7 protein-coding genes are annotated in these 16,668 nt (G+C 69.5%); all 7 read left to right on the forward strand.

The features are described from left to right. Positions 1–5 precede the first annotated feature (5 nt). On the forward strand, positions 6–6,446 hold the full coding sequence (locus ACSU1G_RS22405; RefSeq protein WP_439282235.1) for a DEAD/DEAH box helicase: 6,441 nt from the start codon (positions 6–8) through the stop codon (positions 6,444–6,446). A gap of 10 nt (positions 6,447–6,456) precedes the next feature. After that, the gene (locus ACSU1G_RS22410) at positions 6,457–8,766 is read left to right on the forward strand and encodes a 3'-5' exonuclease (RefSeq protein ID WP_439282236.1); all 2,310 of its coding nucleotides are present in this window, start codon (positions 6,457–6,459) and stop codon (positions 8,764–8,766) included. A 77-nt stretch (positions 8,767–8,843) separates the two neighbouring features. Continuing rightward, entirely contained in the window at positions 8,844–10,085 is a 1,242-nt protein-coding gene (locus ACSU1G_RS22415; protein ID WP_439282237.1) for a DUF6361 family protein, read from the forward strand. After that, positions 10,085–12,001 (forward strand): hypothetical protein, encoded by a 1,917-nt coding sequence (locus tag ACSU1G_RS22420; RefSeq protein WP_439282238.1) that lies wholly within the window; start codon positions 10,085–10,087, stop codon positions 11,999–12,001. Before ACSU1G_RS22415 ends, ACSU1G_RS22420 begins: the two co-directional genes overlap by 1 nt. Further along, entirely contained in the window at positions 11,998–15,288 is a 3,291-nt protein-coding gene (locus ACSU1G_RS22425) for a helicase-related protein (protein WP_439282239.1), read from the forward strand. The genes ACSU1G_RS22420 and ACSU1G_RS22425 overlap by 4 nt, the downstream gene beginning before the upstream one ends. Positions 15,289–15,300: 12 nt before the next feature. Further along, positions 15,301–15,981 carry a DUF6308 family protein gene (locus ACSU1G_RS22430; protein WP_439282240.1) on the forward strand — a complete coding sequence of 227 codons (681 nt, stop codon included), beginning with the start codon at positions 15,301–15,303 and terminating at the stop codon, positions 15,979–15,981. A 4-nt stretch (positions 15,982–15,985) separates the two neighbouring features. Next, positions 15,986–16,366, forward strand: coding sequence for a hypothetical protein (locus ACSU1G_RS22435; RefSeq protein WP_439282241.1), 381 nt, complete (start codon positions 15,986–15,988; stop codon positions 16,364–16,366). The last annotated feature ends 302 nt before the right edge of the window (positions 16,367–16,668 follow it).

A 16,668-nucleotide genomic window follows, 5' to 3' on the forward strand; every position in this document is an offset into this window, starting at 1 on the left:
TCCGAATGGCCGAGCTGCTACCTACCCTCCAGGCCCGCCGCGTGGCCGACGGTCTCGTGGACTACCTCACCACTACGTTCGCCTTGGCCGACGCCGAACCCCGGCGCGCCCTGGACGAGTTCCTCCGGGACGAGCAGAACGGCTTGTTCAAGGGCCCCTACGTGCGCTTGCGCCTGCCCTACCGGGCCGCAAACCCGGACTGGGAGGACCACCTGGACTGGAAGCCCGGCTGGACTCCGTACCGCCATCAGGCACAGGCATACGCCCGGCTCACCTCGTTGGGGAGGATGGACGCGGGGCAACGGCCGGAGCCGACGCTCATCACCACGGGTACGGGCTCGGGCAAGACGGAGGCGTTCCTCCACCCGATCCTCGACCACGTGCTCCGCGCCAAGCGCGCCGGCTTTTCGGGCATGAAGGCGCTCATCCTCTACCCGATGAATGCCCTGGCAGACGACCAGGCCCGCCGCCTCGCCGAGACCCTTGCCACGGACCCGGCGCTGAACGGCGTCACCGCCGCGATCTACACGGGCAACCAGGGGGGCACCCGCACCAAGGTGTCCAAGGACGGCCTCATCACGGACCGTCACACCATCCGGGAGACCGCCCCGGACATCTTGCTGACCAACTACAAGATGCTGGATCAGCTCCTGCTGCGTCCGGACGACCAGAAGCTTTGGGCCCAGTCCTCCCGTTCCCTCGCCTATCTGGTGCTGGACGAGTTCCACACCTACGATGGCGCACAGGGCACCGACGTCGCCATGCTGCTGCGCCGCCTTGGCCTGGCTCTCAAGTCCCATTGGCCTGAGGACGACCCCACCATCACCGAGGAGGAGCGCGCCCGCCCGCTGGGCCGCGTCACCCCCGTGGCCACATCGGCGACGCTCGGTGACAAGTCCGACCCGTCCGTGATGCTCGGCTTCGCGGCCACCGTGTTCGGCGAGGAGTTCGGCAAGGACGCCGTGGTCACCGAGACCCTCGTGGACTACGACGACTGGCAGGCTGCGGCGGACGTCGCTGTCGCCGCTACCCCTCGCCTGCTGCGCGACCTCGCCCGGGACGGCTCCCTTGAGGACCTCGCCGCCGACATTCTCGCGCACGCCCAGGACCCCAAGACCCTCACCGCCGCCGTGCTGGACACCCTCCACGAGGAGCGCGGCCTCACCGCGGACCATGCCCACGCCCTCCTGCGCCGCCACCCGGACGTCCGCGCCCTGGTGGAGGCCGCCTCCAGCGCTACCGCGTACCGAGACCTGTTGGGCGCCGTCGGGCTAGCTGCCGACCCGGACGACCACGATGGCCACGCCCGCGCCGTCCGCGTCCTCGAGGGCGTCATCGGCACCCTCAGCCACGTGCGCGCCGGCCACGGCCGCGACGCGATCGGCGTGGAGCTGCACTTCTGGGTCCGCGAACTCACCCGCATCGACCGCGCCGCCTCCGCCGTGCCCGCCTATCTGTGGTCGGACGACGGGCCCACTGGCGGTGCATGGGCCGGCGTCGAGGAACCCGGCGCCACCCGCACCTTCCCTGCCGTGTACTGCCGCCACTGCGGCCGCTCCGGCTGGGGCGTGAGCTTGGCCGCCGTCGGCGAGGAACTCGTCGCAGACGATGCGGACGTGCGCCGCGACCGCGCCACCGGCGAATCCCGTTTCCGTGCCCTCCTCCACGCCCCTGGTGAGGAGGAGCGTCACCAGGAGGGGCAGCAGGTGGGGGGCCTGCGCTGGATCGACGTGGTGGGCCGGCGCATCCTCGCCACCCGCCCGGACGAAGACGACCCCGCGCTCCGCGAGGGCCACGTGCTGCCCGTGCTCACCCGCACCGGCACCGAGGCCGACGACCGCGAGCGCTTCGACGACTGCCCCGCCTGTCGCCGCCCGGACAGCATTCGCTTCCTCGGCTCCGCTATCGCCACCCTGCTCTCCGTGGCCCTTTCAGTGGTCTACGGCGACCCCGCCCTGGACGATACCGAGAAGAAGGCGCTCGTCTTTACCGACTCCGTGCAGGACGCGGCCCACCGTGCCGGTTTCGTGCAGGCCCGCTCCCACTCCATGAGCCTTCGCACCGCCCTCGGCGCCCAGGTGGGCCCTACGCCCACCACGCTCGAAACCCTCGTGGATGACGTCATGGCCGCCGCCGGCGACGACCGCTTCGCCCGCTACCGTCTAGTCCCTCCAGACGTCCTGAAGCTCGACCGGTTCCGCCGGTTCTGGGAGGCCGAGGCTTACGCCGAGATCAACGGCACGGACCGCGGCTGGGTCAAGCGCCGCCTGCTCTTCGACGCCGCGCTTGAGTTCGGCCTGCAGACCACCTTTGGCCGTACCCTCGAGGCTACTGGCGGCGTGGGCGTGGCCGTGGAGGCCGGCACCGCCGCCCGCCTGGCCGGGATCGCCCGCTCCGTGCTCACCGAGGACGAGGTCCAGGCCCTGGACTCGGGCGAGGACGCCGTGCTCGGCGGCGGCCCCACCGACACCGAGCTCACTGCGTGGGTGCGTGGCGTGCTCGAGCACATCCGCCGCTCCGGCGGCATTCACCACGAGTGGCTCGCCAAGTACCTGGCCGAGGACGGGCGCCGGTACCGGATTTGGGGAGGCCGCCCCAAGAATGGCATGCCCGCCTTTCCCCCTGGCCGCAGCACCCCCGCTTTCCCACGCGTCGGGACGGCTAACCCGCAGAAGGAGAGCGCCCTCGAGACCGTGCGCTCTCCGCTGGGCTGGTACGCGAAATGGACCGTGAAGAACCTGCGCGTGGCCGAACGCCACGGCGCCAAGCTCGCCGAGCGCCTGCTCGCTGCCCTCACCCGAGAAGACGTGCTGCGGGAGACCGTCACCGACTCAGGCGCCTCCGTATACGGCGTGCCCGCTGGGTCCGTGACCCTGCGCGCCCTCACGGACACCGAGCTCGCCAACGGCGGCACCCTGCTCGTGTGCGACACGTGTCAGGACCAGCTGCCCGGCACCCCCGAGGTGGTCGCCCAGCTCGACGGCGCCCCCTGCGCCGTGGTCCGCTGCGGCGGGCGCCTGGCCGCGACCCCGCGTGAGGACAACTTCTACCGCCGCCTCTACAACGCGGCGGACATGCGCCGCATCGTTTCCGCCGAGCACACCTCGCTGATCGGGGATAAGGAGCGCCGCCGGATCGAGGACGGCTTCAAGCGCGGAGACCAGAACCCGGACGACCCCAACGTCCTCGTGGCCACGCCCACGTTGGAGATGGGCATCGACATCGGCGACCTCTCCACCGTGATGCTCTCCTCCCTGCCGCGTGCCGTGGCCCAGTACGTCCAGCGCGTGGGCCGCGCCGGCCGCCTCACCGGCAACGCCTTCAACCTCGCGTTCGTCACTGGCCGTGGCGACCAGCTGCCCCGCCTCGGCGACCCGCCCTCCCTTATCAACGGTGCCGTGCGGCCCCCGGCCACCTACTTGGACGCCGAGGAGATCCTCCGCCGCCAGTATCTGGCCTCCCTCATGGACGCCGTCGCCCGCCGGCCCGGCGTCGCCGCGCCGCAGCGATCCTCGGACGTGCTGGAGGGCACGGGCGAGGGCACGTTCCTCGGCGAGGCCCTGGCTCTCGCCCGGGATGAGGCTCAGCCCCGTCTTGACGCGTTTCTCGGCGGCTTCGCTGGCCTCGCCGATCACGTGGTTGCGGGTCTGCACGCTTGGGCCACCCCCCAAGACGACGGCAACTGGCCGGTGGACGCGTCCCTCGGCGCGCACGTCCACGCGGCCGTGGCTGAGTTCGCCCGCGTGCAGGATGACCTGCAGCGCCACATCCACGACATCGAGGTGGCCCTGCCCGTCCTGGCACAGGTGGCCCAGAGTCCCGCCGCTTCGGACGAGGACAAGCGGGACCACCGCCTCGCCGAGGTCGCCTACCGGCTCGCCGATAAGGAGGCCAAGGAGCACCGCGGCGGCCACTGGGTCTCCGCCCTCGAGGAGCGCGGCCTGCTGCCGAACTACACGCTCCTGGACGATACCGTCACCCTGGACGCCCGCGTCACGTGGCTCGATCCTGACACCGGCGAATACGAATCCGAGGCCAACGCCCTCAAGCGCCCCTCCGCCCGCGCCCTCACTGAGTTCGCCCCCGGCGCCACCTTCTACACGCACGAGCTGGCCATGCGGATCGACGGGATCGATCTCGGCCGCGACGGCGCCAAGGTACGCTCCTGGGCCTTGTGCGCGGACTGCGGCTACGGCGAGGAGCTCGCCCCGGATGCCGCCGCGCCGTCGGCCTGCCCACGGTGCGGCTCCGTTGCGCTCGCGGACACCGGCCAACGGTATGACGTGGTCCGGCTCGAGCACGTCTATGCCGAGGTGCGGCGGGACCGGGACCGGATCGACGACCGAGACGACTCTCGCCGCCGCACCCCCTTTGGCGTGGTCACCGCCGCGGACCTGTCCGAGGAGACAGTGAAGAGCCGCTGGCACGTGGGGGAGAGCTTCGGCATTACCCACCACCGGGGCATGAACCTTCAGTGGATCAACGTGGGCCCGCGCGCCAAGGGTGGCATCACGGACCGGCGGATCGCCGGCGCCGACGTCGTCCTCACCCCCTTCCGCGTCTGCGCCGGTTGCGGCCGGCTGGACGACCGCGTGGGGGAGAACAGCCGCTCCGAGCACCGCCCTTGGTGCCCTCACCGGGACGGCGCCACGGAGGACGTACGCACCGTGCTGCTCAGCCGCGGCCTGCGCACCGAGGGCGTGGTCATCACCCTGCCCCCGCACCTCGTGGGTGCGGACTCCTTCGCCCTGCCCTCCCTCACCGCGGCCCTCCTGCTCGGCCTGCGCGAGGACATTGGCGGCGCCCCCGACCACCTGCAGGTGGCCGCCGTCCCCGTCCCGCGCCCCCACGGCGACGGCACGACGGACGAGGGCCTGCTCCTGCACGACGTGGTTCCCGGCGGCACCGGCTACCTCGCGGATCTTGCCGCTCCCGAGCGGCTGTGGCGCGTGCTCGTGAAGGCCCTCTATGCAGTGGCCCGCTGCGAGTGCAAGGACGAGGACCGCGGCGCATGCCACCGCTGCCTCTTGCCCCTCGCCACTGGTGGCCGCACGGACACCCTCTCCCGCTCCGCTGCCGAACGGCACCTGCGGAGCCTGCTCGGCCTCGAGGCCGACGCTGACGTGGCCGACCTCGACCCCGAGCAGATGCGCTGGACGCCGGAGCCGGGTGTCATCGTCATCGACCCCGACCCCGAGTCCCACCTCGAGCGGCTGTTCCGGCAGGTGTTCACCGCTCGCGTGGAGACCGCCGGCGGTGTGGTCAAGCAGGTCTCTGGCGACGGCGGTGTGGAGCTGGTCATCAGTGGGCTCGGCGTCATGCGCTGGAGGCTGGTGCCCCAGGCCCGCATGGACTTCGTCATGCCCGACTTCCTGCTCACGCCCGAGGACCCGAACCAGGAGGACGTGGTGATTTTCGCCGACGGCTGGCGTTTCCACGCCGCTCCCGGCTGCAACCGGATCTCAGATGACGCCCGCAAGCGCGAGGACCTGCGCGCGGACGGCGTAGGCGTCGTCGTCGTGACGTACCAGGACCTGCAGGCCGCGCAAGATCCCGTGGCGAACGCGCGCGCCGTGCCCGGGTGGATGGGCCCGGAAGCCGTCCAGCAGTACTTCGCGGTTTCGGGCCAGCTCGGCAGCGGCACCACTCAGTCCGTGATGGAGGACCACCGTCGCGGACCGCTCGACGTGCTCATAGGGCGTATGCAGCGTCCCGCCGACGGCGACGCCCGCGTCGGCCTGAGCCGCGGGCTCGGCGCGCTGTTCATCAGCCTCTCCGCGGCGGTCACCGTTCCGCCGGCGGACACCGCAGCCGCGGCCGCGTTCCGACTGTTGGACGGGGAGATCGGCCCCGCCGGCGGGGAGACCGGGTACCTCTGGAGACGCGAGCACCTCGTGGTGTTTTCCCGTCTGGCCCCCGGCGGGAGGAGCCTGCAGACCGTAGTGCTGCTCGATGACCGGGACGAGGCCCTCGAACGCGAGGACCACGCCGACGCCTGGCGAGCCTGGCTCGAAATCGCCAACGCGGTGACCCCGGCAGGCTTCGTGCAAATCACCACCGCGCGGCGAGTCCTCCGAGATGTCGTCGCGGCCGTCGAGGCCCCGGCCGGGACAGCCGAGGCGGCCCGCACGGTGGAGGCGGAGATCGCCGCCGCCGAGGCCAAGGAGACCGCCCTGCCCGGGGCATGGGCCGATGTCGACCTCGAGCTCCTCCTAGACGACGAGGTCGAGATGGCCCGCGCGCTGGCCGGGGCCGGCATCATCGTGCCGGAGGGGATCGGCGAGGAGATCGCCGGGCTGCCGGTCACGTTCGCGTGGCCGGACCAGCACATCGCCGTCGTCGCGAACATGGCCGAGACCGACCGTATGGAACTCGCTGCGGTCGGCTGGACCGTCCTGGATGCGCAGTCCGATCCCACCACCGTCATCCACCGACTGAAGAGCTGAGGAGCGCACCGTGGCAACCCTGGTGATGAGTCACTTCGACATGCCGAAGGACAAGACCGTCAAAGCGAAGACGATCGACTTCTTCGACAAGCTCTCCAAGGACGACGCCCTCCCGGGCCTCCACATCGAGCCCATCAAGGGATCGGCGGACAAGCGGGTACGCACCGGCCGCGTGGACCAGGGCTACCGCGCCGTGATGTTCAAGCTCACCGAGGGCGACGCGGTCTCCTACGTGCTGCTCGGCGTGTACGAGCACGACAAGGGCAACCGGGTCGCCGAGCGCGCCATCCTCAAGCGCAACCCCATCAACGGCGTCACCGAGGTCCGCATGACCGAGGCCGTCCGAGAGGCGCTCCGCGCCGACGCGCACGAGGCCCCCCCAGCCGCGGAGACCGCGACGCCAGCCGAGTCCGTCGTGCCGGCCGCGGCTCCGGCGGCAGAGGCGGCGGCCGTTCCGACTCCCCCCACCGAGCCCATGCCTGAGGCGACCGCCGTGGTGGAGCTGAGCGCGTCGTCGTCGCCCGTCCTCGAGGCCCACGGCTGCACCCGCGAGGACCTGCTGGGACTGGGCATTGACGGGGAGCTCGCCGACGCCGCCTTGCGGACGCGGGACGAGAACGAACTGCTCGAAGTGGCCGACGGCGCCCAGGTGCGCTGGCAGGGCCTTGCGCTCCTCGATCTCGGCACTGGCGTACCCGTGGAGGATGTCCGGGTCTCATTCGGCCTCACTGAGCCCGTGGACGCCTCCGGCACCGAGGACGAGCAGCTCCTGCGCGGCCTCAAACACCCTGCCGCCCAGGTGTCCTTCGCATGGATCGAGGACGACGAAGACCTGCGTCGCGCGATCGAGAGCGGCGACTTCGCGGCCTGGCGGCTGTTCCTACACCCCGTGCAGCGTCAGTACGTGGACCGGAACTACAACGGCCCTGCCAAGCTCACCGGCGGGGCCGGCACCGGCAAGACCGTGGTGCTCCTCCACCGCGCCCAGCGGCTGGCCGCGGAGAACCCGGACGCCCGGATCCTGCTCACCACCTACACCCGCAATCTCGCCGACGCCCTGCGCCGCGACCTCCAGCGGCTCGAACCGGACCTGAGGATCGCCGAGAACCCCGGGGATAAGGGCGTCCACGTGGCCGGCATCGACGCGCTCGCGCTCGAGGTCGACAAGCGGGCCGGCGCCGGGATCAGGGAGGCCGCGGCCGTGGCCCTTGGTACCGGAGCGTCCGACGTGAGCCGCCGCCCCGACTCGAGGGCGTGGGACGCGGCGATTGCCGCCGCCGGCGCGGACCTGCCCGCCGAGCTGCGGACGTCGTCGTTCTTCGAGGCCGAGTACGCCATGGTCGTGCTGCCGCTGCGCATCACCGAGCGCGCCGGCTACTTGCGCGTCCCGCGTCGCGGCCGCGGCACCGCCCTGAATCGCGCCCAGCGCGCGCAGGTGTGGGCGGTGATCGACCAGTACCGCCGCAGTGCCGCCGCGGGCGGAACCATGGACTACGAGGAGGTGGCCCAGGTGGCCGCCGTCCACCTCGAACTGCGCGCCGAACAGAGCGAGCCCGCCCCGTTCGACCACGTGCTCGTGGACGAGGCCCAGGACCTGACTCCGAGCCGTTGGCAGCTGCTCCGCGCCCTCGTGTCCCCCGGGCCGAACGACTTATTCATCGCCGAGGACAACCACCAGCGCATCTACGGCCAAAAGCTCGTGCTCAGCCACTACGGGATCGCCTCCCGCGGCCGCTCCCGCCGGCTCACCTTGAACTATCGCACCACCCAGCAGGTGCTCGGGTGGGCCATGCAGGTGCTCGACGGCGCCGACTTCGAGGACCTCGACGGCCTGCCCGAGGAGCACGGCGAGTACCGGTCCGTGCGTTCGGGGCCGACGACTCTTTTGCTCGAGTCCACGACTTCCGCTGATGAGTACGACAAGGCGGCCGAGCTACTGAACGGGTGGCTGGCCGATGAAGACGTGCGACCGGAGACCGTGGCCGTGCTCGTGCGAACTAAGCACGTCCGCGACCGCGTGGTTGGCGCCCTCGCAGAGCGAGGAGTCAACATCCGGGCGGTAGACACCGAGACGATCAAGCCGGGCGCCGCAGTCGCCATGACGATGCACCGCGCGAAGGGCACCGAGTTCGCCCGTGTGCTGCTCATGGACGTGCGGGAAGGAGCCGTGCCCGCCAACGTCAGCCGCAGTGCAACGAGCGGGGCTGACCGCGAGGATGCGTTACTTCGTGAGCGGTCGCTACTCTATGTGGCCGCGACTCGTGCCCGCGACGTGCTGGCTGTGAGTTGGTCCGGAACGCGGTCCTCACTACTGAACTAGCAGCAAGTTGTGTCTGGTTTTCTGCGTCTGCCCGGTTCAGCCGTTGTGCAGTCCGGCATTCATGCCACAATCCCCACATGACCTCGTCCTTTGGTTGGCTCGCTCTCGACCCGGAGCAGCGGCGGCGCATGATGGAGGCCGTCGACCAGTTCCGGGACGAAACCACCATCGACGATCTGGGTTTCGGCGGCATCCGGGACGCGTTCTCGGACACCCTGTTCCCCGGGACCTCTACCCTGCATACACGGTTGCGGTACGTGCTGTTCGTCCCGTGGCTGCTGCAGGAGGCCAGCCACCGGGACACGGTCGTGCGAATGCAGTCCACCTTCCGCGAGTACGAGTACCAACTCATCGACGCCCTGAAACGCGGGAGAGAGGCCGAGGGTGTCTTCGGCCGCGACGCCGGCCGCGCCCTCCGGCGCCTTCCCAGTGAGGTGTACTGGGGAATGCTCGCCCGATGGGGCGTCTTCGAGCCGGGTTTCACCGCGCGTAGCTACTTCGAACGGGAACAGCTGCGGCGCGAGGAACTGCGGGCCGCCCCGAGCGCCGATGACCCAGACGTCCACGTCCACCTGACCCCCACCGGACTCGACCCGCGTCTGCCGGACCCTCCCGGGAAACTGCTGAAGAACGCCACCTTCTCCCTCCGCCCCGAGGACGCCCAATACCTGCGGGAGGCCATCACCCGCACCACCGCCGGTACCCTGCTGGCCCACCTGGCAGCCCACCGGCCGGAAAACTGGACGGACGCGTCCACCGCGCCGGCCGGCGTCGGGGATCCCGCCATCCGGCAGGGACTCTCCCCGGAGCTGGACGTCCTCGTGGACCGCGCCGACCGGTTCGCGCTGACCGCGGAAGGCGCGAACCTGCTCTACAACCTGCTGCTCGCCGAGGCCACCGGCAAGCACCACCACCAGGGCACCACGTTGACGGAGGTCTACCGCGACCGAATGGACGCGTGGTTCGAGGAAGCCCAGTCCGTGGAACCCCTGCACGCCCAGGACCGGGAGGCCATCTGGCTGATGGTCACCGCCCGCGGCCGGAGGGTCTCCCGCACCACGCGGGACTTCATCGGCACGTGGGCGGACGCCGTCGCCACCGCACCGTCAGCGGCCGATCTCTTCGGAAGTGCAGACCTTCGCCAACGGGTCGTCGACCGCGAACGCGAGAAGAAGGGCACCCGCGCCCGCCTGGCCCCCGGCAACCAGCGGGCCCTGGACGCCTGGACCGGCGCCAGCGGAACCGGCCGCTTCGACTACCGGTGGCGCAACGTGCGCCGCCACCTCCAGGACCTCTACGACGCCGAAGGGGGCGCCTGATGCTGCACCCGGACACCACCGTGCTGCTCACCGACGCGCTGCGCCCACCCGCCGGGTACCGCGTGGACCAGGCCGTGGCCACCACCTACACGCTCAACCTCACGGCCATACTGATCGCGCCAATGACCTTCACCCTCGGCGACGTGGACGACGCCGACGCCCTCGCCACCGGTGACCCCGTCCGGCTCCTCGACGCCGTCCAACGCCACGTGGAGCACACCACCGTGTTCGTTCAGGCCGGCGGCATCCACGTCCCGGCCACCCACAGCCGCATCCACGCCTTCCTCGAGGACAGCATCCACGAGGTCATGCCCCCGCACGCCGAGCACCTCTTCCACCCCAAGCTCTGGGCGGTGCGGTTCGCGGCCGACGACGGTGCCTTTCACCACCGCGTCGTGGTCTCGAGCCGGAACCTCACTCTCGACAACTCCTGGGACACCGTCCTGGTCCTGGACGAGGAGGAGGATGGGACGATTGACGCTGGGCCGGCCGCCGACGTCGTCGCGGCCCTGCCGTCCCTCACGCTGGACCGGCTCCCGGAGGGACGCGCGGCCGCCGTCGCCGACCTGGCCCGCACCCTGCGCGAGGCGCGCCTGGCCGCACCCGCGCCGTTCACCGGCGGCAGCCTGCTGCCGCTCGGGCTGACGGATGAGCGGCCCTGGCCCTTCCCCCAGGAGGCGGAACGCGTCCTGGCCATCAGCCCGTTCCTGTCCGCGGCGACCCTGGACTCGATCCGCGCCGGCAGCGCCGAGGCCACCCTCGTCTCCCGCCCGGACGCCATGGACCTGCTCGGCCGGCGCCAGCTCACCGGATGGTCCACCACGGTGCTGCACCGCGGCGTCGAGGAGACCGAGGACGACCAGGCCAGCGTGCGCACCTTGGACGAGTTCACCGCCGTGGTGTCCGACCCAGGCCAGGCGGGCGGGTTGGATGGGTTGGACGGTCCAGGTGGGGCGGACCGTCCTGGCGCCGGGACGGTGGCGCGGCTGGACGGCCTGCACGCCAAGACGGTGGTCCTCGACCTGCCGGGGGACCAGTCCATGGTGGTCACCGGCAGCGCCAACCTGACCGGTCAGGCGTGGAGCGGTGGGATGGAGATGAACGCGGTGCTCACCGGTCCCACCGCCACCTGCGGCGTCCACGCGGTGCTCGGCGAGGGCCGCGAGTCCCTCGGCCTGGGTGCCATTCTCCAGCCCTACACCCCGCAGCACGACGACGGCGCCACCGATCCGGCGATCGCCACCAGCTACCAGCTCGAGGAGTTCCACCGCGCCCTGGCGCAGCAGCGGCCGCAACTGATGGTCTCGCCCGTGGGCGAGGACCGGGTGGAGGCGCTGCTGCACCTGGCCATCCCCGAAGGCGCCCCCGGCGCCACCCGGATCTGGCTCACCACGGTTCCCGCGCAGGACCGGGACCTGGCCGCCGAACAACGCTGGGAGATCGCCCCGGTCAACGTCACCCCGTACCTGGCCGTCGAGACCACCGCGGGGGAAGGGGACGCGCGGGTGACGCGCCGGTGTGTGCTGATGATGCGCCTCCACGGCGACCCACTGGACCGCCGCCGAGCGGTGCTGGCTAGCATCCTCTCCAACTCCCGCAGCGTCCTGCGGTACTTAGCGCTGCTGCTGGGCCTGGACCCGCTGCAGTCCGGGCCCTCGGCCTGGGAGAACGTGTCGGAGACGACGGCGCGGCTCGATGACGCGGGCTCAGAAGGGGCCGCAGGGCATGCGCCGCCGCTGGTGCTCTTCGAGCCCCTCGTGCGGGCCGCCGGCCAGGATCCGAAGGCGCTCGCCTCCGTGGCGCGGCAGGTGGCTGAGCTACGGGAGATGCCCGGGGCCGAGGACATCATCCCGCCGGAGTTCCTGCAGATGTGGGACGTGGTGCTGCGGGTGGTCCAGAAGGGGCGGAAGTCATGACCGAGACCCGGCCGGACGTCCAGGGGATCCTCCATGGCCTGAAGCCGTTCCAGCGGTCCACGGTGGACCACGCCTTCAACCGGCTGTGGCTGGACGAGGACCGGGTGGACCGCTTCCTGGTGGCAGACGAGGTGGGATTGGGCAAGACGCTGGTGGCCAAGGGGATCGCCGCCCGGGCCATTGACCACCTCTGGGACACCGGCCGGCCCATCACCATCGTCTACATCTGCTCCAACGGGCAGATCGCCCGGCAGAACCTGCGTCGGCTGCGCGAACTCACCGGGGGAGAACTGCAGGACAACGCCGACCGGCTGACCATGCTGCCGGCCACCATGGGATCGGCGACGGAACAGCGGCTGCAGCTGGTCGCCTTCACTCCGGGCACCTCGCTGGAGCTCGGGAACTCCACCGGCGCGGTCCGGGAGCGGGCCCTGCTGCATTGGATGCTGCGCCACGTGCTGGGCAGCCGGGAGATGGGGAAGGCGTCCTGGACCAGCTACTTGGCCGTGGGGGTCACAGTGGACCGATTCCGGAACCGTCTCCGCTGGGACGAGAGCCGACCCGCGTTGGATGAAGCGCTCATGGCACGGTTCGCAACGTACCTGGACACCGAGGCCGGGCCGCACGGCGGGAGCCTGCTGGAGGACCTGCTGGCGGACCAGGAGCGGTGGGCCAGGACCCCGCACCGAACGGACAAGCATTGGCGGTCCCGGCGGCCGGTCATCGGCGGACTCCGCATGGCCATGGCCAACGTGTCCGTGGAGATGCTCGCCCCGGACCTGGTCATCCTGGACGAGTTCCAGCGGTTCAAGGACCTCTTCGCGGGCCAGCACGGCGATCATCCAATATCCAATGCGCAGCGCCTGGCTCAACGGGTGATCTCCCGGGGCCCCACGAAGGCCTTGGTCCTCTCGGCCACGCCCTACAAGATGTTCACGCTCCCGGATGAGCCGGATGGCGAGGACCACTACTGGGACTTCACCAACACCATCTCCTTCCTCACCGGCCAGGACGCGGCACAGTCCATCACCCGGCAGTTGGGTCTTCTGCGTGAGGGCATCCTCCAGCGATCCGAGGCTGGACACTCGGCCGCCGAGGACGCCCGGGCCGCAGTGGAGACCGCATTACGCAAGGTCATGTCCCGCACCGAACGGCTCTCGGCCACGCCGGGCCGGGACGGCATGCTGACCGAGAGGACCTTGGGCCCGATGACCCTGGAGCCGGCAGACGTGGAGGCTTGGCTGGCCGCGAGCGACATCGCCCAGCAGGTTGGCCGCCAAGATCCGTTCGAGTTCTGGCGGTCCGTGCCCTATGCGGCGAACCTCATGGACCGGCACGGATACCAGCTCCAGGAACAGTTTCTCGAGATGGCCGCGCAGGACGACGCAGGCCTGGTCGGCGTGCTGCGCGAGCACCGGAACACCTTGCTCGACTGGGAAGGCATCCGGGAGTACCGGCCCATCGAACGGGTCAACGCGAAGATGCGGGTCCTCGTGGACGACCTCATAGATCACGAGGCGTGGCGTCTGGCCTGGATGGCGCCGTCCTTGCCGTACCTGCAGCCGGGTGGCGTCTATGCGGGGGAGAAGGTCCAGCGCTTCACCAAGCGGCTGATCTTCTCGGCCTGGGCTGCCGTCCCGAAGGCGATCGCCGCCGTGGTCAGCTACGAGGCCGAGAGGCGCATGCGGGAACAGTCCGGGGCTGCCGTGGACGCCACTCACCGCTACGGTGACCGCCGATCCGCCGTCCCGCTGACCTTCAACTGGGACCCGGAGAAGAACATGCCCCGCAACCTGCCGAACCTCACGGTGCTCTACCCCAGCGTGACCCTCGCCCGACTCGGTGACCCGCTCGTCATCGCCGCCGAGCACGGCTGGGAGTTGCCGCTGGACCGGGACCGGACGGTCGCCGTCGTGCAGGAGAGAATCACGCGGTTGCTGACCGAACTCGGTATCCATCCGCAGCCCGGAGCCGAGGGATCACGCCGCCGCTGGTACGGTGTGGCCCCCTATCTGCTGGACGCGGCACTGGACGACGACGGGAGCCTTGAGGGCCGGCTGCTGCAATGGCTCAAGGGCGAGCGTGGCGAGGGCTCCAGGCTGGTCGACCACATGCGCTGGGCCATGGAACCGGACTGGGCCGAGATGGGGGACCCGCCCGAGGACCTGGCCGACGTGCTGACCCAAATGGCGCTCGCCGGTCCGGGCGTCTGCGCCCTGCGTGCCTTGGCCCGGGCGGAGGGCGGCGTGCATTCCGTGGGCGATCCCGATCTGCGTCTGGCAGCGGTGACCGCATCCAAGGGGCTGCGCTCGCTGTTCAACAAACCGGAAGTCGTCTCGGCCGTGCGCGGGGCCGCCGACGCGGCCGACGAGGCGGACCTCGACTCCTATTGGAACCAGGTGTTGCGATACTGCCTGGACGGCAACCTGCAGTCCGTGCTGGACGAGTTCGTGCACACGCTCACCGAGTCCGAGGGGCTGGGGCCGGTGTCTCGGTCCGAGCGGGCCGAGGCCCTGGCCGATCGGATCGCGGCGACTGCCTCCATCCGGTCTGCGTTGAACACGGTGCAGGACGTGCGGGTTTCCGGTGGGCATATTTCGTTGAAGACGGAGCACCTGAACTCGCACGTGGCCGCCCGCTTTGGACGGGTGCAGTCCTCTGAGGCAGCCGTGGAGCGAGAGGCCACCGTACGCGAGGGGTACACCTCGCCCTTCTGGCCGTTCATCATGGCCAGCACCTCGGTGGGTCAGGAGGGGCTGGACTTCCATACGTACAGTCACGCGGTGGTGCACTGGAACCTGCCGAGCAATCCCGTGGACCTGGAACAGCGCGAGGGACGCATCCACCGGTACAAGGGGCATGCGGTCCGTAAGAACGTGGCGACCGTGCATGGCAACAGCGCGGTGACTCTGGATGGCGCGGATCCGTGGGCGGCGATGTTCGCGGCCGCTGAGGGGTGCCGACCGTCCGGGGACTCGTTGATCAATCCGTACTGGGTCTTCCCGCTGGAGGGCGGGGCTGCCATTGAGCGATACGTTCCGGCGATGCCGCTGAGCCGGGAGGCCAAGCAATACGAACAGCTGCGCACGACGTTGGGCGCCTATCGGTTCGTCATGGGCCAACCTCGGCAGGAGGACCTGATCCGGTACCTGGGGCCGGATGCGGCGAAGCTGCGGATTGATCTGAGTCCGCCGTCGGCCCCTCAAAGTGGTGCCGAAGTTTCGGCGTCCGCGACGCTTGATAGCGTCTCGGCCACAAAGCAGTTGATCGATGTTGACCACAAATGAAACGGGGAAGCCATGCCATTGAAAGCCATGAATCATATAGAGAATGACGAAGCGGTTCGGTACATCAAGAAGTACTTCGAGCCCCGGAACAATGGCCGCCCACTCTTCACAGGGTCGCACTTCGATTCCTTCGACGGCGGAGGCGGTGTAGAGCCGAACCGGATAACGGCCGCCGACCTGCTGGCCTTGGAGATGCTTTCTGAGAGTGTTCGTGGGCAAGCCGCCCTGGGAATCGTGGAGAGCCTTGCCGATGAGATCGAAGAACTGTTGGTGCAGGTCCCCGAGGAGGCCAAACTGGAGGAAATCACGGAGGCAGAGTTTGAACGGTTGCTGGACAAGGGCTCGCCAGCCCAGCAGCTGTGGGATTTGCTGAAACAGAACAACGGCAGCCGGTGGCACATCGGAACTACGAGGGCGAGCAAGATCCTTGCTCGAAAGCGTCCGCACTTGATCCCAATCTATGACACGGTTGTTCGCCGTGAAGCACTCGGGGAGCGTAGCGGCAACTACTGGCGTGACTGGTTCAACGCGTTTCAGGGTGCCGAAGGCCGGCAGTTGGCAGAACGACTTCGCTCCATTCGCAACGAGTCCGGGGAAACCCATCTCTCCCTTCTGCGCGTCCTCGACATTGTCCTCTGGATGAAGGGAACGGGCTATGCAAAGGTCACCGAAACCGCTGGCGACGAGGAGTAAAACTATGACTGTGTCATATGGACGAGGCAGCGAACTGGAGATCGAAGACGCCTTTACCCGGTACTTGAAAGCAGATGGGTGGGAGGTTCGGCGACAAGTGGGGTATGTCGACGTCGTGGCCACCAAGGGCGGCCGAACGCTCAAGGCTGAGGTCAAGGGCCGGACCGGGCATAGCCAGGGACTCGACTCCGATACGATGTTCGGCCAGATTCTCCGGCGATTTCCGAAGCAACCCGATGAAGATTTCTCCGCCGCTGTGGTGGTGCCGGCTGAGTCAGTCGCCACGGTGCACCGCATTCCGAGCTGGGTTCTGAGTCGACTGGGGATCGCTGTCTACACCGTTGACACGAAGGGTCCAGTTGAAACGGTGGCAACGAACTGGTGAAAGGTGAACGCGTGAATACGGGTGACGCGGTTCTAAGCGGGAATGACGCGCTGACCGCAAACCAAGAGTGGATTGACGTCGACGGTGAGCACATCAAGACTCTGCAGGAACTCTGGCCGGAAAAGCCAAGAGCGATGATCATCGGACTCAACCCTGCGCCCGTGAGCTTGGATGCATGGCAGGGTGTCCACATTCCGCCACCCGGCGAAGTATCTGACTGCCTGTTGGGATCCACTGTATCCAGGAGTTCAGGCCGAGGCCGCCGGTAGGCTGGGCCTCTCACCCGGTCCACCAGGGCCCCG

The sequence above is a fragment of the Microbacterium sp. A93 genome, from assembly GCF_051842835.1.

Excerpts from the sequence above, each read along its gene's own strand:
- ACSU1G_RS22420 (WP_439282238.1), top strand. The coding sequence starts at position 10,085 with ATGCTGCACCCGGACACCACCGTGCTGCTCACCGACGCGCTGCGCCCA.
- ACSU1G_RS22425 (WP_439282239.1), top strand. The coding sequence starts at position 11,998 with ATGACCGAGACCCGGCCGGACGTCCAGGGGATCCTCCATGGCCTGAAG.
- ACSU1G_RS22415 (WP_439282237.1), top strand. The coding sequence starts at position 8,844 with ATGACCTCGTCCTTTGGTTGGCTCGCTCTCGACCCGGAGCAGCGGCGG.
- ACSU1G_RS22405 (WP_439282235.1), top strand. The coding sequence starts at position 6 with ATGGCCGAGCTGCTACCTACCCTCCAGGCCCGCCGCGTGGCCGACGGT.
- ACSU1G_RS22430 (WP_439282240.1), top strand. The coding sequence starts at position 15,301 with ATGCCATTGAAAGCCATGAATCATATAGAGAATGACGAAGCGGTTCGG.
- ACSU1G_RS22435 (WP_439282241.1), top strand. The coding sequence starts at position 15,986 with ATGACTGTGTCATATGGACGAGGCAGCGAACTGGAGATCGAAGACGCC.